This window comes from Marinobacter flavimaris, assembly GCF_002933295.1.
GTDB classification, from domain to species: Bacteria; Pseudomonadota; Gammaproteobacteria; order Pseudomonadales; family Oleiphilaceae; genus Marinobacter; species Marinobacter flavimaris.
The window spans coordinates 1-20,872 of record NZ_PSSW01000004.1 but is presented as its reverse complement, the minus strand read 5'-3'; the positions used below and the strand labels follow the sequence as shown (position 1 = coordinate 20,872).

Genomic DNA, 20,872 nt, shown 5'->3' with positions numbered 1-20,872 from the left:
CCGGTTGCGCGAATACAGGCAACGCGATGCACAGGATCGGGAGGGCGAGGTACTTTTTCATTCGGATGCTCCGATTATTCTGAATTAGACGCCGTTTCGAGGTCTGACCTCAGTGATGCTCCTTTTACGCGTGAATAGTGTCTTGCGGTTCAGCATGGTTCTAGCGGTGCTGATTTTCCACGCCAAGATGAACTTTACTGGTGAATGGTTGCGAATCTCCCCGGAAATGTATCCCTTTATGCTCTTAGGCAACCTGGCCCTTGCAGCGTTGCTGATAATGTTTTGGATAAGCGGCCGCCAGTCTCCGCCAAATACGTGTTAGGCTCCGCCGAATACCGAAAAGCAAACGACTGGAGTGGCGTACCTGACATGAGCAGTGAAGACCTCAATCAAGTAATGGAAATGGATGGTGAAGAGCGGTACGACTACTTCCTGAGCCAAGTGGCCGAGGAACGGGAAATCTGGATCCTGGTTAACGGCCAGAGCCAATTCCTCAAGATCGCCTCGGACGATGGCGATGTGGAATACCTGCCCGTGTGGCCGGCTTCGGCGTTTGCCGCCGAGTACGCCAACGGCGGCGATGAGCTGACGCCCCGCAGTATTTCACTGCCGGACTTCTTCCGGAAATGGGTCCCCGGTTTAACGAAGGATGGCCTCGATGTGGGTGTATTTCCCGGCCCTGATAAAACGGTATGGATCACCGAACCGGCAGAGCTCAAGCAGGATCTTCAGGACGTAATGTCTGATTTCTAGTACAGTTTTCATCGCCTGGCCGCTTTGGCGAGACGAGTAATATGAAGCGCTGCTTGATTTCGTCTGGTCTGCCCTGATCATTTATCTCAGTACACAATCTGAGGGCAATCAATCATGACTGATATCCGACACCTGGTCTGTCCCCACTGCCACAAGGTAAATCGCGTGCCTGCGGATAAATTGTCATCTGGCGGCAATTGCGGCGCCTGCAAACAGCCGTTGTGGCCGGATCAGGTTCTGGAACTTACAGACCAGAGCTTTGCTAATCATACCGGGCGCAGTGATCTGCCGGTGCTGGTGGACTTCTGGGCGAGCTGGTGTGGCCCCTGCAAAATGATGGCGCCTCAGTTCGAACAGGCCGCGAGAGACTGGCGGGGCAAGGTACGTTTTGCCAAGCTAAATACGGAACAGGCCCAAGGCCCGGCCAGCCAGTTTGGCATTCGCAGCATCCCTACCATGATCCTGTTCCAGAATGGCCGGGAAGTGGCCCGCCAGAGCGGCGCCATGAATCAGGCGCAGATCAGCCAATGGCTGCAGTCGAAGGGTATTCGCTAGCCTGATAAGGCTGTTTATTCGCTGGCCGGTCATTAAAACGCCACAATGGCTGAGGCCCTGCCATTGCAGGGCTGAAGACACCTATCCGAGCTGTTCCCACAAAGTTATCCACAGTTTTTGTGGGTAAAGCTGACTTTGCAGCGACATCGACTTTCTTATGGTATGTAGCCAGAATTCGAGCCAAACTGTCTGTAACTCGAAAGGCAGAGTCGGGCAAGCGACGGCCTTACCCGGTTGATCACTCCAACGAGGACCGAATGAGAGCAGTCCTGTTTATCATCATGGCATTCTGGTTCCTTCCAGTTTCGTCCCAAACGCTCAAGATTATGGGTTCGGACGAGAGCTTTCTCCCGTTTTATTACGGCAATGATCTCAGCGAGGGCATTCTGGTCGAGGTGATCAATGAATTCACCAAACAGACCGGTATCGCAGCCGATTTCGTCCCGATGGCGCGTAAACGCCAGGCCTGGGCTCTGGAACGAGGACTGGCCAACGCGGTTTTCGCCAACCCGCTATGGATGCCTTTGCCGGACCAAATGCACGCCGTAGGGCCGTTGTTAACCTGGCGTGACCGCGTGTTCGCGCAACCTGGCCGGCGCCCGGACTCCTTCGATGACCTCAAGGGAGGTATCTGTCTTCGCAGATGGTTTGTCTACAGTGATGGGCTTGAGGGGCGGATCGGGAGCCATCTGGTGCGCCATGACGGCTACAATGCCCAGCAGATGCTGCAAATGTTTTTGCGCAAACGGTGCGATTACATCGTCATGAACGAAACGGAGTTCCGGTTTCTTGCAGAGCTGGGGGACGTAGATCCGGAACCTTATAGCACGGAACTGATAGACGCCGAGTGGCCGGTCTATCTTGGGATACTTGAAAACGAGACAGCTTTAATTGAAGCGGCGGAAGCTTTTTTCTCTACCTACACGATTGACGTGGAGGCCATGCTACCCAGACTGCCATGGCCGGACCGTTGAAGAGATTGATGGTCGGTTTGTCGATACGCCAGGCATGCGAGCGGCTTTCCAGGCGTCGTACCAGAATGTCCGCTTTGCAATCTAGCCGCATCCAGGGCACTACTAAACAAAAGCGGACATTCGCGACTCTCCACTGCGAGCCGGTTTTTGATCCAGTCTTGAAGAACGATGAACCGCTTCAATGGTTCGGCAATGCAAAACCATTAACGAAAAGGCAGCCCCATTTGTTCATGAAAGCTGTTCATACGCAGTATTTGAGTATGAATCCGTGAACCGTTCTCGTTAGTTTGGTTGTAGGAAGCTCAGCCAAGCCTTCCAAGAACTGGAAACGTCGACAACATCCATGACGCGAATAGAGTCATCTGACCGGTGAGCACCAACACGCCCATGACAACGAGTACCAGGCCTGCAAACACTCTCAGCAGTCGACTCCAGCGACTGAACCAGCGCACTCGTCGGCGAAAGTGCTCAATGAATAGGGCAGTTCCCAGGAAGGGAAGAGCCAGCCCTAACGAATAGGCAGCAAGATACAACATACCTGCCTCGGCATTGGCATGGGTGGAGCTGAGCGCCAATATAGCCCCGAGTATGGGACCTATACAGGGTGTCCAGCCGATGGCAAATGCTATCCCCAGAAGAAAGGCGGCAGTGGGACGTCCGCCTTCAAGTGACTGTCCAATGCGCCATTCGCGCTGCAACGCCGGCATGCTCCACCAGCCCAGCATAAACAGACCCATTAGAACGATGAGCACGCCGGCCACCAGGTTGGCCTCTTCACGATAGGCCATCAACCATTGCCCTAAAGCACTTGCGCTTGCTCCCAAGGCAACAAAGATCAGACTGAACCCCATCACAAAACACAGGCTCAGCCAAAGGGCCTTCAACCGATTCGAAGCCTCAGTCAGAGCACCTCCAGTAACAACCGACAGGTAGCCGGGAACCAGAGGTAGCGTGCAGGGTGAAAAAAACGATATGAGACCACCGGCAAACGCGGCGGCAATTCCCCAGGTTGCAAGATCCGGCATCTAGCCTCCTATTGCTGCGAGTGCATCAAGCCGCCCAGAAATCAAATTTGATGCCTTTCTTGGAAGTGCCCTTGTCGATAATGGCCCGCGCGCGCCATAGCATTTTGCCTGTACCGCACTCCGGCAGGGTAAAGGTTCCCTGGTAGACGCCCTGGGCATTCGGTACCAGCTGGGTGCGGACCACGCCCATGTACATTTCAAGCCCTTCAAAATCGACGATTAGGGAGTCTGCTGTCATGTTAGCGAGATGCACACGAATGGGAATTTCTGTCATAGATTCGATGGCTTCATTACCTAAACCGACTGTGATGGCTTGATTGTCCTTTCGCCCGATACACTGACCCTTGAAAGGTGCGCATCCCTCGGTGGCGTAAAAAGTGACACCGGCATCCAGATCTGGCTTCAGGTACTGCGGCAGCACGAAAATTGCAGCGACCATCAGACTGAAACCGGCGATACCGAATAACCATGACCATTTCTTGAAGTGCTGATTCAACGACATTTTCGAGTTACCCGAGATCTAGCGTGAGTGTTGTCTGGTGTCCGTGAGAAATCAGGAAGGACCCTCAGCCTAATTAACGTCCTGACTTTCGCTCCGTTGATAACGGCGCTGGTCTTCCGTCCATAGCGTTTTCAGGTACTCGATCACCAACTGAATTTCCTGGTCGGTGAGGATGTCCTTGAACGCCGGCATCGTCAGCCTATCCGTTTTATTGAAGGGATGTCGCCAGCCCTCGGCAATCATCCTGAACAACATGGCATCGCTGTGGCGCCAGGTGTGGCCTGTCTCATCGTGCGGTGGCGGGGGCATTTCGCCTTTCTCATCCGGTTTGGTCCAGTCGGCAGCACCCTCGCCCTGCCATCCGTGGCAGGCGGCGCAGTATTGCTCGTAAATCTGGCGACCCTCGGCCACCTCGGTCGGCCCACTGTCACTGTTTGGTGGCGCGCCCCCCGCCACCACAAGGGCCGGGGCAACGAGCAAGACCAGCGGGAAAGACCACTTATTCATGAACAGGTACCCATTCGCCAGAGGCGTTCTGCGAAAGCAGATCTCCATCCTCTGTGCCCACCACGAGTCCTTCCTTGAGTGAGAATGTCAGAGCGGTGACTGGCTCGGGTATCTTAAGGCCAGCCCAGCTTTCGCCACCGTCCGAACTGTGGTGAAGTTGCCCCTCGATCACGGCGTAGACGTTCTCCGGGGCAGAAGGATCGTAATCAATAGCAGTCACAGTCCCTCGTAATTCGCCGGCATCGCCCCAGAAGCAGAAACAGTCCATGGAGCGGGCAACGCCGCGGGTGGTGCCAGCGAACAGCCAGCCACTTTCCATACTGCCCGGCATATCCGAGTGCAGGAATGCCTGCACCGGCTCCCGGGGGCCACTGTCTACCTTCACCCATTCGGCACCGCCGTCCCTGGATCGGAACATGCCACTTTCACCGAGATAGACGTAAAGCGTTTCGGCTTGGGTGGCGTGGGCGGCAATCGCCGTGATTCCGAGATCCGGCAGGGTGTCATTGAGGGATTGCCAGCGCTTGCTGGCGTTGTCATAGCGCCAGATACCAAGGCCAGGCCCTGCCAGGTACAGACTTTCGTCCGCGCCCTTTGCCATGGACCGAGGGGGAGCGCCGGAATCGGACGGTGGCAGCGGGATCTCGGTAGTGCTCTGGCCTTCCACGGCAAGCAGGCCGCTATTCCGAAGCACCAGTAGGGCGCCGGAGGCGTCAGTCGTCAGCGCCTTCACTGCTTGGCCATCAGTCGCAGACTGGGCTTGAACCAGACCCGGCATGACGGCAATCAACGCGAACAGGAAAAGCCTGGAAACGCCAGAATTCAGGCGGTAAACCTTCGCTTTCATGGGGCTGACCTCAGTAATCCTTGTGTTCACGGAAAACACCCTGCTTGCCATTGGCGTTAAAAGCGATGACCTGATAATCGTCCTTCCGGCCGGTTTCCATGCCGGGGGTGCCATGGGGCATGCCCGGCACTGATAGCCCAATCGTATTGAACTGCGGGTCCTCAAGGTAGGCGACGATGTCATTGGCCGGCACATGGCCCTCAATCACCAGGTTTCCGATCAGCGCAGTGTGGCAGGACGCCATATCTCGGGGTACGTCGTACTTTTGCTTGATTTCATTAAGGTTGTTGGTTTCAACGATGCGGGTCTCAAAGCCATTGGCCGCGAGGTGCTCGGCCCAGTCCTGGCAGCAACCGCAATTGGGGCTTTTGTAAATGGTGATGGCCTGACCTGTCTTTCCACTCTCGGCTTGCGCAACCGATGACTGGTCAGATTCGTTGGTCTGGATGGCCAAGGTGGTGCCAGCGCCGATAACGACAGCGGCTATACCCGTATAAAGGGCGAGTTTCATGGTCTTCATGGAAAATCCTCGGTTGGAATCGCTTACATGTAGTGCAGGGCGCGGGGATGCACATGCGTCCCCGGCCCATAGTTTCAGTTCATGAGGGTGTCCAAATGGTTATTTGGTGCCGGTGTCTTTGTCTTTCATGCCATCGCCACCATGAGCCTGCATCATCTTCATGCACGCTTCGGTCATGGCTTTGCGGTCTTCTGGGGACATATCGGACATCATCCCCATCATGCCGCCCATACCCTCCATGCCTTGCGAGGACATCATGCCATTTTGCTCGGAATGTCCGGCCATCATGCCGGCTCCTTCGCCGTGGGCAACGGCAGAGAAGAGGGCAACACTGCCTGCCAGAACGGCGGCGGTTACGGTGAGGTTGATTTTTGAATTACGCATTTGATTTACTCCAGTTAAAGTCTCGTTACGGATGGACGGAAGTACGAGACTTTGTTGTAAGAATTAACGTTAAAGAGCTTGCCTCCTAGAGGCAAAAATCCGGGTTAAAACTCAGGAGTGGTGTTCTGGAGGGGGCGTAATAGAAGCCAGGAACGGATCCTGGTAGAAGGTTGATCGTGCGGTCAATACCGGGTGGGAGCCCGTATCGGTAAAACCGATGGAATCCCCCGGTAACAGGGCAACGCTGACGCTGACCCCGCATTTGATCAGCCCACTGGCGCTCGGGCAGGCCATGTCAGGGGCTGAGGCACAATCCGCTTCAGTGTCTGTTGAGGAGCCGGCGCTCTCAGCCTGAGCCATCATCATGGAACCACAATCCGGCATCGCAGTGTCCGCGTCGCTGTCCGCTATTTTGGACATAGCCAATGCCGGTCCGCTTATCACCAGAAGCAGTGATAGCAGCGCGGAAATAAATTGGCGGGTTGTTGCGGTCATCCTGATTCCAAGCACCAAGCTGTAAAGGTTCAACGCTGTGACACACAGCTCGACTTTCAGTTCACCAAATCCTAGCAGTTTTTATTTCAATGACACAACGCCATCGATATCCAAAGGCTCAAGGTGAATTCACTTTGACCATTCTGACAAAAGTCTTGACCTTAAACCGTGCTTCAACGTTATTTTCTCAAAAATGCTCAACTGCAACTGTTTACCGCATAAGCGGTGGAAATGAGCAACCAACAACCACGGTAAAAATGAGAGACGATAATGAGAGGAGGACCGGTGGGTTTGCTGACAGGGCCACGGCGTTGGTGGTTGTTTGGCGCCTTCGGGGTCATCGCGGGACTCACCTTTGGCTGGGAACAGCTGGTGATATTCGGGCTCGCTCCCATACTGATCAGCCTCCTGCCCTGCCTGATCATGTGTGGTCTTGGGTTGTGCATGATGAAGTGCAAGGACAAATCGGGCTCGGTGACAACGGTTGAGCAGACCAAGGAGACTGGTAGCGCTTAGCTTTGCACCTGAAAATAGCGCATCATCCCTGCATCCTCATGTTCCATGTTATGACAGTGGTAGATGTAAAGGCCGTCAAAGCGCTCGAATTTCATCGCCACCTGAACCGTTTCACGAGGCATAACCAGAACCGTGTCGTGCCAGCCACTGTCTACCAGGCCCTGCTGTAGACTGTCCGAGTTGCCGCCTCGTCGCCCTACAACGTTGAATTGCAAGCCATGAATATGCATCGGGTGAGGCATCGGTGTGCTGTTGTGGAATTCCCAGATTTCCGTGTCACCAAGGCGGACTTTTTCGTCATCAGCAACATTCGTTCCGTCAAACCGCCGGCCATTCATGGCAAATCCCCGCATCATAACCGGGCTTAACTCGAACGACCGGATTCGCGTATTGCTGTTTACCGGTATTTTTTGCCGCTGCACACCTAGCTGTGCCGGTAAAGGTTCGCTGGCCTTTAATGACTTGGACACCTCCAGCCTGGCCAAGGGGAATCGGCTGCCAAGGGGCAGGGCGTTGCTGCCCATCATGCCCATTCCGTCCATCATACCTCCGCTCATCATGCCTGCCCGGAAACGGTCACTGATAAGCTCCAGCGTATCACCCGGCTGGAACTCGGAAAGATCGCCCCATATATCAAGCCGCTGAGCCGGAGCCAGCACGGCGTAAGGCCTGTCTTCCGGTTCCTGAAGAAGGCCGCCGTCTGCACCGATAACGGTGACAGGTCGCCCGTCGCTCCAGGCCAGTTTGTAGATGCGGGCGTTAGAGCCATCAAGGACTCGAATTCTGTATGGGCGGGTGGCAACCTTGCGGGTGGTTGGAGGCGCCCCGTTAGCCAGCACTCTGTCCCCCAGAAAACCGTGCATACGGTCCATCATGGACCCCATGCCACGGCCCAAGTAAACCAGTTCATTGTTACCAGCAAAAGTGCGGTCCTGAAGCACCAGCAGCAGCTCGTTATCGCCCGACGGCAATTTGAGGTCCGCTTCTTCCTCGTCTTCAACGATCAGGAGTCCGGCCAACCCTGCGTAACTTTGAAATCCTACGCGACCACCTTGCTTGCCGTGGGCATGAGAGTGGTACCAGAACAGTCCGGCCCGGTCCAATACCTCGAAGCCAACAGTCATTGTCTCGCCTGGGCGGATCGGTAGTCTTGGCTGTCCGTCTACGTCGGACGGCACGTGAAGTCCGTGCCAGTGGACGGTGGTGTCCTCTGGCAGCTCATTGTGAATATGGATTTTGACGGTTTGGCCGCGGCGTAGCCGGATCGTTGGGCCGAGGTAACTGTCCGGATTTTCGGAGACTGTGTTTTTTGGACCTTTCAGCAATTCCGCCCTGTAGCGCCACACTTCACTGGGGGCGCCCGGGCCCATCAGCGAATGCGAAAAGGGACGGGAAAAGTCCTAACATCAGCGTAACCAGCCTTTCAAAACCCTTCATTACAGTGTCTCCGTCTTTTCGCCCCACTTGACTCAAAACGGGGGACCTTGGGTCAGTTTGGTGTACCGCCACCGGTCTGACAAAGCATGAAAAAATGCCTTGACCTTAAAGTTCACTTTAAGGTTATGGTTGGCATCAGTCATTGATCACTTGTTTTGAGGTGCAAGAATGAAAACGTTCAATATTGGCGAACTCTCTGATAAAAGCGGCGTGGCCAGCCATGCCATTCGCTTTTACGAGCGGGAAAATCTCATGCCCGAGCCTGCCCGAACCCAATCGAATTATCGTCGTTACCCCGAGGATGCGATCGCCAGGCTGCAGTTCATCATCCACGCCAAGCAGTGGGGTTTCACTCTTGATGAGATTCGTGAACTCCTGATGCTTCAGGACGCCAATGGCGACCGTGCCGAGGCCAGGCAAATTGCAAAGAAGCAACTGGAAAAAATCCGGCATCAGATTCAGAGTCTGTCCCGCATCGAGGCCGTCCTGTCTGAAACACTGAAGGAATGCTCCGGTGAGGGGCCGATGGATGGCTGCCCGATTGTTGAAGCTATAGCCCAGCAAGGGTGAAGCTGGCAATCGCCTGCGGATGCATTGATTTAGAGGCACACAGTTATCTGTGCCGAGGAGCTAAACGGGTATGCAACGAATAGAAATTCGTGTTGATGGAATGTCTTGCGCTTCGTGCGTCGGACGGATTGAAAAGGCGCTCATGGGTCAGCGCGGCGTTGCGGAATCCCAGGTGAATCTGGCGACCGGAAAAGCCACCGTGAAATTTGACCAGCCGGCCACGCCGGCCACGCTAATCGACTTGATTAAGGAGGCGGGTTATCAGCCACGAGTACAGTCGGCTGAAATTCCGGTCATCGGAATGACCTGTGGCTCCTGCGTATCCCGGGTTGAGCGGGCATTGAACAAGCAACCCGGCATGGTCAAGGCCAGTGTCAATCTGACTACCCAGAAAGCGTTTGTGGAGTTCCTGTCTGACACCTTGTCAGTGCCGCGAATTCATCAGGCTATCCGCGACGCAGGGTATGAACCTCAGGAGCCGGACGCCAATAGCGAAACGGAAGAGCAGGACAGGGAGGGCATCGACCTCCGCCGGAAAGTGATCTTCGCTGCGGTGTTGACCATTCCGGTAGTTCTGATTGCCATGGGTAAGATGATCCCCGCTCTTGAATCTCTATATTCCAGCCTTTTGCCCCATCGGGGGTGGATGGCTATTGAGTGGCTACTAACCACGCCGGTGTTGTTTTATGCCGGATTGAGGTTTTTCCGGTCCGGGTACACTGAATTGCGCCATGTCAACCCTGGCATGAACAGCCTGGTTATGATCGGCACCAGCGCTGCCTATTTCTACTCCGTCGCAGCACTGCTGGTTCCAGGATTCTTTCCCGCCGGTACCGCCGAGAGTTATTTCGAGGCAGCGGCAGTAATCGTGACGCTCATTCTGCTGGGACGCTACTTTGAGCACGTCGCCAAAGGCCGGACGTCGGAGGCAATCAAAAAACTTCTGCAATTGCAGGCCAAGACCGCCCGTGTCATTCGGGATGGGGAAGCCGTCGAAGTGCCCATCGAAGCCGTGGTACCTGGTGACCGTATCCAGGTGCGCCCGGGAGAGCGGGTTCCTGTTGATGGCGTGGTGGAGGAAGGCCAATCCTACGTGGACGAGTCCATGATCAGCGGCGAGCCCGTTCCCGTGGCCAAACAGAAAGACGCCGAGCTGGTGGGTGGAACCATTAATAAGAACGGTTCCCTGACGTTCCGGGCTACGAGGGTCGGTGCGGACACCGTTCTGGCACAGATCATCAGAATGGTGGAATCGGCCCAGGCTGATAAACCCCCGATTCAGGCGCTGGCCGACAAGATAGCGGGAATTTTCGTTCCCATTGTGATTGTGCTCGCGATTCTGACGTTCATCACCTGGTTCAGCTTCGGGCCCGAGCCGGCCCTGTCCTTTGCCTTCGTCACGACGGTCAGCGTACTGCTGATTGCTTGTCCCTGCGCGATGGGACTGGCTACGCCAACAGCCATTATGGTCGGAACCGGTAAGGGCGCCGAAATGGGCGTGCTGTTCCGCAAAGGCGCGGCCCTGGAGACACTGTCTCGGATGGACACCATCGTCCTCGATAAAACCGGCACCCTGACTCGGGGCCAGCCTGAGCTGACAGATTTCATACTGGTGGAAGGCCGCGAGGATGAGGTCCTGGCCTGGGTTGCGGCTGTGGAGACCGAAAGTGAACATCCCATCGGGGAAGCCATCGTCAAGGGCGCAAGGGATCGGGGCCTCACGTTACCCGCGATCAGTGAATTCCAGGCGGAGCCGGGCTACGGCATCCAGGCACAGGTGGCCGGACGCCGGATCAATGTGGGCGCGGACCGTTATATGCGCCGCCTCGGTATCGACCTGGCCAGCGTCGCCGACGATGCGGTGTCACTTGCTGAAAAAGCCAAATCCCCGCTGTATGTTGCCGTCGACGGACGCCTCGCCGCGCTGATTGCCGTGGCCGATCCGCTCAAGAACGGCTCGGTGGAAGCGATTGCTGCGCTCAAGTCATCAGGGCTCAGCGTGGCCATGCTCACCGGTGACAACCGCGCCACCGCCGAGGCGATTGCGCGGCAAGCCGGTATCGAACGGGTGCTTGCGGAGGTATTGCCGGACCAGAAAGCGTCCGAAGTGAAGCGCCTGCAAGAGGAAGGTGCCCGGGTTGCTTTTGTGGGTGACGGTATCAATGACGCACCGGCCCTGGCGCAAGCCGATGTGGGTATCGCCATCGGCACCGGTACCGACATTGCCATCGAGGCCGGCGACGTGGTTCTGATGCGCGGCGACCTCCGGGGCATCGTGGATGCTGCAGCGCTCTCCCGGCGCACCCGCAAAACGATTCTTGGCAATTTTGTCTGGGCCTACGGATACAACCTGGCACTGATCCCCGTGGCCGCAGGTGTTCTGTTCCCGTTTACCGGTTATCTGCTCAACCCCATGCTGGCTGCGGGTGCCATGAGCCTTTCCAGTGTGTTTGTGGTGACCAATTCCCTCCGACTGGGCCGGTTCAAATCCGATAGCGGAAGCTCCGTGGAGAGCAGTATCAGCGAAAGCGGAGCCGCACAGGCCAGTGTCTCGTAAGAGGCCTGGCACACACAGAATCAGGAGATTGACATGATGACGAATGAGGCATGCATGTTTGGAATGGCGGGAAGGGGGTTGATATCCCTTTTGCTCATCGTCGCCTTGGTACTTGGCGTCGCAGCCCTCGGCAAGTACCTGTTTTCGAAAAACAGGGACGATTCTGGACGCGCGAGTAAGAACGCCAGAGGAGACTATGACTACCACCCTGAACCATGAATTTCATCGGGTACCCATGGCAGGCATGGGAGTTAGACCGAACGCAAAAGCAAAAGTAGTCGGGGTTCTGCTCTTGCTGGTTGCACTGGCTGCGATCTATTGGGTCATGCTGGAGACCGGAGCATTGACCACCGTGACCAACAAGGCGGCCTTGTCGGAATGGATTGACCAACTGGGGTATTGGGGGCCGGTGGGTATCATTGGCCTGATGATCACGGCCATTGTCCTGAGCCCGATCCCCAGCGCCCCGATCGCCATGGTTGCCGGTGCGGCCTATGGATCGCTATGGGGAACAGTCATCGTAGTTATCGGTGCTGAGGCCGGCGCACTGATCGCTTTCGCCATTGCTCGATCCTTGGGGTACGACGTTATCCATCGCTGGAGGCGGGTACGTCCGGTATTGAATTGGCTGGGCAAGGACCGCTCCCAGGGCGGGTTGATGCTTGTCATTTTTGCGTCGCGATTGGTGCCCTTTATCTCCTTCGATGCCGTCAGCTATGCAGCCGGCCTGACACCGATCGCGTTCTGGCGATTCGTGGTCGCAACTCTGGCCGGTGTTATTCCGACAGCGTATTTGATCACAGCGTTTGGTGGCTTGCTCATGGCATCTGAGTCCGGGGTGGTGACCGGGCTTCTGATCCTGGTCAGTGGCATTACCCTGTTACCGATTGTTGCCAAGCTGCTCATGGCTCGCCTAAGGCACCAGAAAGCGTCCGAACTTGCATGATAGAGGTTGGGTTGAAGGCGCCTTGGCAAATACTCATCCCGCACAGCAGGACAGCTGTTTCACGTCTTTGGTGAAGGTTTGCGCGCAGAGCTTGAGGCCTTCCACCATGGTCAGATAAGGAAACAGTTCATCGCCGATGTCCTGCACGGTCATCCGTGACCGAAGTGCAATGACTGCCGTCTGGATCAGTTCACCGGCTTCCCCGGCTACCGCCTGCACCCCCAGCAAGCGTCCCGAATCGCGCTCGGCCACCATCTTAATAAAGCCATGGGTGTCGAAATTCACCAGCGCTCGCGGCACGTTTTCCAGATCCAGCAGACGGGTGTCCACATTGTAGCCCTGCTTGAGCGCTTCGGCCTCTGTCAGGCCAACTGTGGCGACCTGAGGGTCGGTAAACATCACCCCCGGCATGGCGCTGAGATCCAGGGTGGCCTCGCCTCCCGTCATGTTGACCGCAGCCCGGCTGCCCCCGGCAGCGGCGACGTAGACAAACTGCGGCTGATCGGTGCAGTCACCGGCGGCATAGACACCGGGGACCGTGGTTTGCAGTTGCCCATCCACCTGAATCGCGCCACGGGAGGTTTCCACACCGATGCCCGCCAGGTTCAGGTTTTCGGTATTGGGTATCCGGCCGGTCGCCACCAGCAGTTGATCAGCTCGTAAGGTACCGGCATTGGTCTCGATAACGAATTCATTGTCGGTATAGTCCACACGGCTGGCCTGGGTCTGCTTGAGCACCTCGATGCCCTCGCGCCTGAACGCCGCCTCTATGGCCTCACCGACGGCGGGTTCTTCACCGGATAGCAGGCGGCTGCGGGCCAACACGGTGACCTTGCTATCCAGCCGGGCGAACGCCTGAGCCAATTCCAGGGCAACAAAACCGGCGCCGATAACGATCAGCCGTTCAGGCACAGTAATTAATGCCAGCGCACTGGTGGAGGTGAGATAAGGCGTCTCAGCCAGCCCCGGTATCGACGGCTCTGCGGGGCGGGCGCCAGTGCCAATAAAGGCGCGATCGAAATGGACGTTCTGCTCGCCGCCCTCGTTCAACTGGACCACCAGGTTATTGCCATCGACAAACCGGGCTTCACCGTTCAGGACCGTGATTGCCGTCTGGTCGCGCAGAATCCCTTCGTACTTGGCGTCGCGCAGTTCCTCGACACGCGTCTGCTGTTGCTGAAGCAGTTTCGCCCGGTCCACCTTCGGTATCTGGGCGCTGACGCCCCCGTCAAATGGGCTCTCCGTGCGCAGATGCGCGATATGCGCGGCACGAATCATGATTTTCGACGGCACGCAGCCGGTATTCACGCAGGTACCACCAATAATGCCGCGCTCGATCAGGGTGATGCGGGCGCCACGCTCCGCGGCCTTCAGGGCAGCCGCCATGGCTGCGCCGCCGCTACCAATCACAGCGATATGCAGGTTTTTGTCACTATTCATTCCGAGTTCCTTGAATTACTGGGGCATTGTCACGGCAGGCGCCGAGTCGCGTGTAACAGAGGGCGCCTGGAGTCCTTTATCACAACTCACTTACTGTCCGTTTCCAGGGATTTCAGGGTGGAGGGATAGCCGACATCGCCCGTTGCCTGGGTTAAGGCTTCCACCGATGTTCGTGTGTCGTCAAAGGTAATCATGGCTTCTCGATCCGGATAGCTCACGTCGACTTGTGAAACACCGTCCACCTTGTTCAAGGCCAGCTTGATGGTAATGGGGCATGCGGAACAGGTCATCCCCGGAACCGAAAGCGTCACTGTCTGCATGGCGGCCCAAGAGGGCATGCTGAGCAGGGCGAAAAGCAACGTCATGGCAAAGCGCATTTTCATGGGACAATCTCCTTTCAATAAAACAGAGGAAGAGCATAGGGAAACAACAGGGCGACCAGTATCAGTGCCGTTACTGCCCAAAAGATCACCTTATAAGCCGTTCGCACCCGTGGTACGGCACACACTTCACCGGTTTGACACTGTTCCACTGGCCGGAAGATTCGACGCCAGGCGAAGAACATGGCCACCAATGCAACGCCGATGAAAATCGGGCGGTAAGGTTCAAGAGCCGTGAGGTTGCCCATCCAGGCACCGGAGACACCCAGCGCGACAAGTACCAGCGGTCCGAGGCAGCAGGCCGAAGCCAAAAGGCCCGCAATACCTCCCGCAGCCAAGGGGACACGCCCCGATTTGGAATTCGACATAACGCCGACACCTTTCATGGTTTCATTCGATGAGATAAGATTACTTCCGTAGTCAGCTACGGAGTCAAGGGGTATGCCGGATAAAGCGAATTCATTGACCATCGGTGGCCTGGCGAAGGCTGCCAACGTCCATGTCGAGACAATCCGCTATTACCAGCGGCGACGTCTAGTACCGGAGCCGGAACGTCCTCCAGGTGGTATTAGGCGCTATGGTCCAGCTGATATCGAGCGGTTAATGTTCGTGAAAACGGCTCAGCAGCTGGGCTTCAGTCTTGTCGAAATCAGTGACCTGCTACAACTTGAAGATGGCGCTCACTGCCAGGAGGCCAGCGCTCTGGCCGAGCACAAGTTGCGGGACGTGCGTGAGAAAATCGACCAACTGGGGAGAATCGAGAAGGTACTGGGCGAGATGGTTGAGCAGTGCCATGCCCATCCGGACAATATTACGTGCCCATTGATTGCATCATTGCATGAGGGGGCAATGGGGGAAACGATCAACGTGAAAGAACATGATTTTCACTCGACTGAGGACTCGAGGGAGAGCGGATGTTTTATCCCCGGATAGTCCCCACACCCAAGCTTCTGAGGAACTTATGTGCGCCGCCAACATCTTACTCTGGTAGCCGCATTGGCGGATACGGTGATGGAGCGTGTCTGTTTGCACCTCCGTCAATGTAGGTTAAAGTGGACGATTATCTTCCCACGCGGAAGATGTTTTAGCTGTTCTGTAATCAGGATATCAGTGCGATGACCACACGGCTTATGGGACTGGCAGTACTACTGCTCGTGGCTCTTCTCCCCGTTGCACAGGGAGTTGCCGCGACCTCTTTTGAGGCGGAACCCATGGCCGAGGCTTGTGTCATGTTGCCAGACACCCAGGTGATGCATGACTGCGCCGGGCTCAATGCCGAGGGCAGCTGCAGTAGCCCGTGTTCAACGTCCCATGTCGGGAAATCTGCAATTAGAGACTCGGTAGTGCTGTTATCTTCCCCCTGCCCGAAAGGCTATTATTCTCATTCCGGCCGTGTACTTTCTGGCCCAGACCCTTTTCCTCCCAAGTATTCAACAGTGTCCTGAACCTTTGATTACCAGAGGCTTTCGCTTCGAGTGCCTGTCGTTTGGCCTTGCGCGGTAGACCACCACGTAGGCAGCTTTGCTGGTGATTTTATCGACTGATGAATACATGAAAACGGGAACGTATCTGTGATGTCATTCTATCTGGAATACCTGGTGCGCGGCATGACCGTGCTCTGCCATAAGCTTTCGGGTTTCAGCGGGACGCCAGGGCTGCTGTACAAGGATTCGAGCGGACAATGGCGGGGCCAGACTGGTGTGCCCAGCCAGGAAGCGCTCGGCAGGATGCTGGGAGTCACTGAGTAATGGATCAGCTGCCCTCATTACTCATTGCCGGCCAGATCATGATGGCGGTTATGGCAGGTCTACTGCTGAACCTGACGCCCTGCGTGCTGCCCGCGATCCCCATCAAGGTCCGGACCATCCTGCGGGAGGCGGGCGGCCAGAGGTCCCATCGGGTGCTGGCCGCGTTGGCATTCACGGCCGGAACACTCACCTTTTTCCTGACGCTGGGCGGCCTGACCGCACTGCTGCAGTGGAACTGGGGCACGTTGTTCCAGTCAACGCTATTCGTGGCCGTCCTGGTTGCGTTAATGGTCGGGTTTGCGGTGATTACCTGGCTCGATCTGCCCATCCCCGTCCCGACATTCGCCGCCTCGGCGCATGGCCGGCGTTACTTTGAAGCCTATGTATCCGGGCTGTTGAGTGCGATTCTGGCCGCGCCCTGCGCAGGCCCTTTCTTGGGGGGCGTACTGGCCTTTGCCGTTACCCAGCCGGCGCCGGTCATCATGGGGATATTCGGCAGTATCGGGCTGGGGCTGTCGTTGCCCTATGCGGTACTGATGCTCAGGCCCGAGTGGCTGAGTCGTTTGCCCAAGGCGGGCCCCTGGACCGTAGCCATTCGTGAAGTGCTCGCGCTGATATTGCTGGCCGCCGCCGTCTTTTTCAGCGCGAGCCTGGTGCCCAAAGCGGTATACCCCTGGCTGTGGTGGGCCTGGCTGGCGCTGGTGCTGGTCTGGGGTCTCCGCCGCTTCGTTCAGGGGAACGGTGCCGTGCGCGTGATCACTGCAACGGCGACAGGCCTTGCCTTGGTGGTGACAGTGGTATTCGCATCTCCGTTGGGCAGCGGCGAAGACGAGCTTGTCTGGCAACCCTACTCAGCAGAACTCCTGGCGGACACAAAAGCCCGTGGCACACCGTATTTGCTGGAGTTCACTGCGGACTGGTGCATCAACTGCAAAGTCCTGGAGCGCACCGTGTATAAAGAGCCCGCTGTGGCCGAAGCCGTGGAGCGAGCCGGCATGGTGCCGATTCAGGTGGACGTGACAGCAAGCGATCCCGAAAAAGACGCATTGTTAACAGCAACGGGAGGGCAAGCTTTGCCTTTTGCGGCGATTTTTGACGCTGACGGCACCGCTGTCGCCCGTTTCACGGGGCTCTTTGATACCGACAGCCTGGTCGAGGCGATCAACCGTACCGAGAATTCACAACGCTAGATACTGGAGATGAACCATGACAACCCGAACCAAAGTATTGCTGACCGGCGTAGCGGTTTTTCTGATCGCGATCGCGGCGTTCATGTTGATCGGCACCAATTCCGGAAAGGCTCCTGGCTCAGCCCAGTCTGAACAAGCCAGTTCCGACCCCCAGGCGCCAGTTGCCCGCACGGGGTTGGCAGATTCTTCCGATAAGGTCCGCCTCAAGCTTGCGGAAGGCGGCAAAGCCCTGATAGGGGAGACCGGTGAAATCGTTCTGACACTGGACATTGAACCGGGCTGGCACGTGAATGCGAATCCAGCCTCCATGGAGTTTCTGATCCCCACCGTCGCCAAGTCTTCGGCTGGCGGCCAGTCGCTCGATATTCCGACGGATTACCCGCGCGGCCGGGTCAGTGACATTGTGCTGGGTGACACCGCCCTGGAGGTGTACGACGACGGTGCAAGCATCCGGCTGCTGCCAGATGAAAAACAGACCGCCGCGCTGAAAGAGGCAGGCAAGCTTGACATGACAGTGCGGGTGCAGGCCTGCAGTGACGAGGGCATTTGCCTGGCACCAGCTGACCTGCCCGTTGCGCTGAATCTGGACGAGACCAAGCCACAATAACCCGGGACTCCCTTCGGAAAACAACTCAAATGGAGAATGACTGTGAACAGTGTATTCAGAGTATTGCTGATTGCCATGGTTGCCCTGGGTAGCACCAATGCCATGGCCCATTCCATGGAGGATGTTGAGGCCTCGTTGAACGAGAAAGAGCGGTATGCCCAGTTTGTGGATCAGCCGGCCCCTGAATTTGATCTTACAGGCGTTGATGGCAATACCCTTTCCCTTGCCGACTTAAACGGCAAAACCGTTGTGCTCAATTTTCTCTACACGCGCTGTACCGAGGCCTGCCCTTTTCATATGAACCTGATACGGCAGTTGCAAACCGGGGTTGAAGAAGAAGGGCTGAGTGAAGAGGTGGTGTTCATCACCATTGCCACGGACCGGGAAGATGTTGCCGGGACCCGGGACAACATGCGCGCGTATGGCGACAATTTCGACCTGAACCCCGATAATTGGCACTTTCTGTACCGGGGCGAAGGTGAACCGCCCGGGTTGACGTCGGAGCTCGCCAAAGCCTACGGCGTTCAGTTCAGGGATACGGGCGAGGGGGTACAGGTCCATGGTGTGGTAACCCACGTGATTGACCCGGAAGGGCAGATGCGGGCCCGGTTCCATGGATTGAAATTCAAGCCTGAGCATCTGGTGACCTACCTGACGGCCATTGCCAAAGGCCCCAACGCGGCAGCCGGTGATGGGTTCTGGGGCCGGCTGCATGGGCGCATTGAAGCGTTGCTACAGAGCGAGTAACGCGTGGGGCGCCATGCGGGCAGCAAACCGACCACTTTAATCAGGAGAAATGTCTAATGAGTCACCAGCGCATATCCGCCGCCCGTGGAATCGCCGTAGTCCTTTTCGCGCTTGCTATTTCCATAGCCGCTCCAGTTATGGCTGCAGGGAAAGTTCCGAAGTCCGTGGGGCCCCAGGGGTTCCTGATCTGGGAGTCCCCTCGCACTCTGCCCGAGCTGGCTTTTGAGGACGAAGACGGCAGGCCGCTGACACTGGCTGACTTTAAGGGTAAGGCGATATTGCTCAATATCTGGGCGACCTGGTGCCTGCCTTGCCGTGAGGAAATGCCGACGCTGGACTCACTTCAGGCTCAACTGGGCGGCGAGCAATTTGAAGTGGTCGCGCTGTCCGTTGACCACTCAGGCATCAGCGTTGTTGAAAAATTCTACCGGAAAACCGGCATCCAACATCTACGCCAGTATATTGATCCGTCGACACTGGCGACCTCAACACTGGGCATAGAAGGTGTTCCTACAACGCTGCTGATTGATCACGACGGTCGCGAAATTGGCCGTCTGGTCGGTGCCGCGGAATGGGACAGCCCGGCCATGGTGGATTTGATGACCCGCACCATTGAAGGGGTTCCGGACTGACTGGATTTACGCAATTGAAAAGGCAGGTGCGTAATGCTTCAAGCTACTACTGCATGCTTCCTTCGCTGAGCCCTTCGAGAACCCCGCAGGCCTCAATTTCCCGATCATCGTTACAACTCGCTCGCAGCGACACAAGTTGTTTCTCCAGTACCTGCAGATCGGTTATCTGAGACCGTACTTGAGCGATGTGATCATCAAGCAAGGTGTTGATGGCCCTGCAAGGCTGATGGGGCGCGCCCTGATAACGCTGTAACTCGTGAATTTCAGCGAGTGACAGCTCGAGTATTCTGCAGCGCCGGATGAAGGCCAGTCGCTCAACATGCCGTTCAGTGTAAATACGGTAGCCGTTGTCCTGACGATCCGGCGGCGGTAACAAGCCCTCTCGCTCATAGAAACGGATGGTCTGGGTGTCGACCCCTACGGACCGTGCCAACTGACCAATGCGCATCGGGTTTCTCCTCAACAGATGGTATCTGCTTTATTGACCTTATAGTGGCTATATGGTTTTAAATCATAATCCGACAATACTCAAGTGGAGCCGTATCATGAGTAAACCCTGTGAAGACGCCTGTGGCTGCGAAGCAACACCCGCCGAGGGTAATGCCGGGTCGGGGGCCTCTGAAGCGTCCGGCAACTGGATCAGTGTGTATACCGTACCGAAGATGGATTGTCCTTCGGAGGAACGGATGATTCGACTGGCCCTGAACGGTTTTGAAGACATTCGCGGGCTGTCCTTCGACCTGTCTGATCGGCGGTTGAAGGTTGTGCACGATGGCGAGGCTGAGCCTATCACCGCGAAGCTGGCAACCCTCGGGCTGGGAGCTTCGCTTCAGGAAACGGCCGCTGCCGACCCTGAGTCAATCAAGGCGCTCGGGGGTACGGCTATCTCGGCCGAGCAGGAGTCCGGCACCCTGCGTTGGTTGCTCGGTATCAATGCCGTCCTGTTTGTGGTGGAAATGACGGCCGGCCTGATCGCGCACTCCACCGGTTTGATTGCAGAATCCCTGGACAATTTTGCCGACGCGGCCGTGTATGGGCTCGCCCTGTATGCGGTTGGGCACAGCGTGAAAATGCAGGTGCGTGCGGCGCATCTTGCGGGCGTACTCCAACTGATACTGGCTGTGGGCGTACTTGCAGAGGTGGTGAGGCGCTTTGTCTTCGGCAGTGAGCCTGAGTCGCTGGTAATGATGGGGATTGCGTTCATCGCATTGATCGCCAATACCACCTGTCTGCTGCTGATATCCAAACATCGGGAGGGCGGTGCCCACATGAAGGCGAGCTGGATATTCTCAGCCAACGATGTGGTCATCAATCTGGGGGTCATTACCGCTGGCGCCCTGGTCGCGTGGACTGGCTCCAATTACCCGGACCTGATCATCGGCAGCATTGCGGGGATTATCGTACTCAACGGTGCCAGGTGCGTATTCCGGCGAACGTGACCGGTCATTCCGGGGATCGTGACCGATTTGCACACGGCCATCACGCTGGAGTGAGTTTTGTACTCTGAGCGGTCACGATGGGTCAACCGATTCCGGTTTTT

At 56.7% G+C, this 20,872-nt stretch carries 27 protein-coding genes; 15 read left to right on the top strand and 12 right to left on the bottom strand.

Annotated elements, in window-relative coordinates; genetic code table 11:
- The first annotated feature begins 369 nt into the window (after nucleotides 1-369).
- The 3 genes from MDHKLMBL_RS08485 to MDHKLMBL_RS08475 all read left to right on the top strand — a co-directional run bounded on the left by MDHKLMBL_RS08485 (nucleotide 370) and on the right by MDHKLMBL_RS08475 (nucleotide 2,282).
- Nucleotides 370-753: a DUF2750 domain-containing protein gene (locus MDHKLMBL_RS08485; protein WP_008172335.1), complete on the top strand. Its 384-nt coding sequence runs from the start codon at nucleotides 370-372 to the stop codon at nucleotides 751-753.
- A 114-nt stretch (nucleotides 754-867) separates the two neighbouring features.
- A complete protein-coding gene (gene trxC, locus MDHKLMBL_RS08480) occupies nucleotides 868-1,308 on the top strand; it encodes a thioredoxin TrxC (protein ID WP_008172333.1) in 441 nt (146 codons plus the stop codon).
- Nucleotides 1,309-1,565: 257 nt separating this feature from the next.
- Nucleotides 1,566-2,282 (top strand): substrate-binding periplasmic protein, encoded by a 717-nt coding sequence (locus MDHKLMBL_RS08475; protein WP_104270600.1) that lies wholly within the window; start codon nucleotides 1,566-1,568, stop codon nucleotides 2,280-2,282.
- Nucleotides 2,283-2,584: 302 nt separating this feature from the next.
- Here the strand turns inward: MDHKLMBL_RS08475 and MDHKLMBL_RS08465 are convergent, their stop codons facing one another.
- From MDHKLMBL_RS08465 to MDHKLMBL_RS08435, 7 genes are all read right to left on the bottom strand, one after another.
- Complete coding sequence (locus MDHKLMBL_RS08465) at nucleotides 2,585-3,307, bottom strand: cytochrome c biogenesis CcdA family protein (RefSeq protein WP_104270599.1); 723 nt, start codon at nucleotides 3,305-3,307, stop codon at nucleotides 2,585-2,587.
- 25 nt (nucleotides 3,308-3,332) lie between these two features.
- Complete coding sequence (locus MDHKLMBL_RS08460; RefSeq protein ID WP_053112804.1) at nucleotides 3,333-3,809, bottom strand: hypothetical protein; 477 nt, start codon at nucleotides 3,807-3,809, stop codon at nucleotides 3,333-3,335.
- A gap of 69 nt (nucleotides 3,810-3,878) precedes the next feature.
- Entirely contained in the window at nucleotides 3,879-4,316 is a 438-nt protein-coding gene (locus MDHKLMBL_RS08455) for a c-type cytochrome (protein ID WP_008173721.1), read from the bottom strand.
- Nucleotides 4,309-5,163, bottom strand: a complete 855-nt coding sequence (locus MDHKLMBL_RS08450; protein WP_053112803.1) for a beta propeller repeat protein — start codon at nucleotides 5,161-5,163, stop codon at nucleotides 4,309-4,311. Before MDHKLMBL_RS08450 ends, MDHKLMBL_RS08455 begins: the two co-directional genes overlap by 8 nt.
- Nucleotides 5,164-5,173: 10 nt before the next feature.
- Nucleotides 5,174-5,683 carry a DUF411 domain-containing protein gene (locus MDHKLMBL_RS08445; protein ID WP_008173723.1) on the bottom strand — a complete coding sequence of 170 codons (510 nt, stop codon included), beginning with the start codon at nucleotides 5,681-5,683 and terminating at the stop codon, nucleotides 5,174-5,176.
- 99 nt (nucleotides 5,684-5,782) lie between these two features.
- Nucleotides 5,783-6,067: a hypothetical protein gene (locus tag MDHKLMBL_RS08440; protein ID WP_008173724.1), complete on the bottom strand. Its 285-nt coding sequence runs from the start codon at nucleotides 6,065-6,067 to the stop codon at nucleotides 5,783-5,785.
- Nucleotides 6,068-6,178: 111 nt separating this feature from the next.
- Nucleotides 6,179-6,562, bottom strand: a complete 384-nt coding sequence (locus MDHKLMBL_RS08435; RefSeq protein ID WP_008173725.1) for a hypothetical protein — start codon at nucleotides 6,560-6,562, stop codon at nucleotides 6,179-6,181.
- A gap of 270 nt (nucleotides 6,563-6,832) precedes the next feature.
- On the opposite strand from MDHKLMBL_RS08435, the gene MDHKLMBL_RS08430 reads away from it, so the two are divergent.
- On the top strand, nucleotides 6,833-7,078 hold the full coding sequence (locus MDHKLMBL_RS08430) for a hypothetical protein (RefSeq protein ID WP_053112802.1): 246 nt from the start codon (nucleotides 6,833-6,835) through the stop codon (nucleotides 7,076-7,078).
- Here MDHKLMBL_RS08430 and MDHKLMBL_RS08425 read toward each other — a convergent pair.
- Nucleotides 7,075-8,448 (bottom strand): multicopper oxidase family protein, encoded by a 1,374-nt coding sequence (locus MDHKLMBL_RS08425; RefSeq protein ID WP_075267580.1) that lies wholly within the window; start codon nucleotides 8,446-8,448, stop codon nucleotides 7,075-7,077. The genes MDHKLMBL_RS08430 and MDHKLMBL_RS08425 overlap by 4 nt on opposite strands.
- A 235-nt stretch (nucleotides 8,449-8,683) precedes the next feature.
- Between MDHKLMBL_RS08425 and MDHKLMBL_RS08420 the strand changes: the two genes are divergently transcribed.
- From MDHKLMBL_RS08420 to MDHKLMBL_RS08405, 4 genes are all read left to right on the top strand, one after another.
- Complete coding sequence (locus MDHKLMBL_RS08420; protein WP_053112800.1) at nucleotides 8,684-9,085, top strand: MerR family transcriptional regulator; 402 nt, start codon at nucleotides 8,684-8,686, stop codon at nucleotides 9,083-9,085.
- Nucleotides 9,086-9,155: 70 nt separating this feature from the next.
- A complete protein-coding gene (locus tag MDHKLMBL_RS08415; protein ID WP_104270598.1) occupies nucleotides 9,156-11,642 on the top strand; it encodes a heavy metal translocating P-type ATPase in 2,487 nt (828 codons plus the stop codon).
- Nucleotides 11,643-11,675: 33 nt separating this feature from the next.
- Nucleotides 11,676-11,861, top strand: a complete 186-nt coding sequence (locus MDHKLMBL_RS08410) for a hypothetical protein (RefSeq protein WP_008173735.1) — start codon at nucleotides 11,676-11,678, stop codon at nucleotides 11,859-11,861.
- Nucleotides 11,839-12,588 carry a TVP38/TMEM64 family protein gene (locus MDHKLMBL_RS08405; RefSeq protein WP_104270597.1) on the top strand — a complete coding sequence of 250 codons (750 nt, stop codon included), beginning with the start codon at nucleotides 11,839-11,841 and terminating at the stop codon, nucleotides 12,586-12,588. Before MDHKLMBL_RS08410 ends, MDHKLMBL_RS08405 begins: the two co-directional genes overlap by 23 nt.
- A 33-nt stretch (nucleotides 12,589-12,621) precedes the next feature.
- Here MDHKLMBL_RS08405 and merA read toward each other — a convergent pair whose 3' ends face one another.
- The 3 genes from merA to merT form a co-directional block, all read right to left on the bottom strand.
- The gene (gene merA, locus MDHKLMBL_RS08400) at nucleotides 12,622-14,028 is read right to left on the bottom strand and encodes a mercury(II) reductase (RefSeq protein ID WP_008173739.1); all 1,407 of its coding nucleotides are present in this window, start codon (nucleotides 14,026-14,028) and stop codon (nucleotides 12,622-12,624) included.
- 86 nt (nucleotides 14,029-14,114) lie between these two features.
- Nucleotides 14,115-14,411 carry a mercury resistance system periplasmic binding protein MerP gene (gene merP, locus MDHKLMBL_RS08395; RefSeq protein WP_008173740.1) on the bottom strand — a complete coding sequence of 99 codons (297 nt, stop codon included), beginning with the start codon at nucleotides 14,409-14,411 and terminating at the stop codon, nucleotides 14,115-14,117.
- A gap of 14 nt (nucleotides 14,412-14,425) precedes the next feature.
- A complete protein-coding gene (gene merT / locus MDHKLMBL_RS08390; RefSeq protein ID WP_008173743.1) occupies nucleotides 14,426-14,776 on the bottom strand; it encodes a mercuric ion transporter MerT in 351 nt (116 codons plus the stop codon).
- Between the two features lie 73 nt (nucleotides 14,777-14,849).
- Here merT and merR point away from each other — a divergent pair, with 73 nt between their 5' ends.
- The 6 genes from merR to MDHKLMBL_RS08360 all read left to right on the top strand — a co-directional run bounded on the left by merR (nucleotide 14,850) and on the right by MDHKLMBL_RS08360 (nucleotide 19,332).
- Entirely contained in the window at nucleotides 14,850-15,341 is a 492-nt protein-coding gene (merR, locus tag MDHKLMBL_RS08385; RefSeq protein ID WP_053112798.1) for a mercury resistance transcriptional regulator MerR, read from the top strand.
- A gap of 641 nt (nucleotides 15,342-15,982) precedes the next feature.
- Nucleotides 15,983-16,156, top strand: coding sequence for a hypothetical protein (locus MDHKLMBL_RS08380; protein WP_008173750.1), 174 nt, complete (start codon nucleotides 15,983-15,985; stop codon nucleotides 16,154-16,156).
- Entirely contained in the window at nucleotides 16,156-17,346 is a 1,191-nt protein-coding gene (locus tag MDHKLMBL_RS08375; protein ID WP_104270596.1) for a protein-disulfide reductase DsbD family protein, read from the top strand. The genes MDHKLMBL_RS08380 and MDHKLMBL_RS08375 overlap by 1 nt, the downstream gene beginning before the upstream one ends.
- 16 nt (nucleotides 17,347-17,362) lie before the next feature.
- On the top strand, nucleotides 17,363-17,953 hold the full coding sequence (locus MDHKLMBL_RS08370) for a protein-disulfide reductase DsbD domain-containing protein (protein WP_104270595.1): 591 nt from the start codon (nucleotides 17,363-17,365) through the stop codon (nucleotides 17,951-17,953).
- A 42-nt stretch (nucleotides 17,954-17,995) separates the two neighbouring features.
- Complete coding sequence (locus MDHKLMBL_RS08365) at nucleotides 17,996-18,700, top strand: SCO family protein (protein WP_008173753.1); 705 nt, start codon at nucleotides 17,996-17,998, stop codon at nucleotides 18,698-18,700.
- Between the two features lie 56 nt (nucleotides 18,701-18,756).
- On the top strand, nucleotides 18,757-19,332 hold the full coding sequence (locus tag MDHKLMBL_RS08360) for a TlpA family protein disulfide reductase (protein WP_008173754.1): 576 nt from the start codon (nucleotides 18,757-18,759) through the stop codon (nucleotides 19,330-19,332).
- Between the two features lie 46 nt (nucleotides 19,333-19,378).
- Here the strand turns inward: MDHKLMBL_RS08360 and cadR are convergent, their stop codons facing one another.
- Nucleotides 19,379-19,780, bottom strand: a complete 402-nt coding sequence (cadR, locus tag MDHKLMBL_RS08355; RefSeq protein ID WP_008173755.1) for a Cd(II)/Pb(II)-responsive transcriptional regulator — start codon at nucleotides 19,778-19,780, stop codon at nucleotides 19,379-19,381.
- 97 nt (nucleotides 19,781-19,877) lie between these two features.
- Between cadR and MDHKLMBL_RS08350 the strand changes: the two genes are divergently transcribed.
- Entirely contained in the window at nucleotides 19,878-20,771 is an 894-nt protein-coding gene (locus MDHKLMBL_RS08350) for a cation efflux transmembrane domain-containing protein (RefSeq protein WP_104270593.1), read from the top strand.
- Nucleotides 20,772-20,872 lie beyond the last annotated feature (101 nt).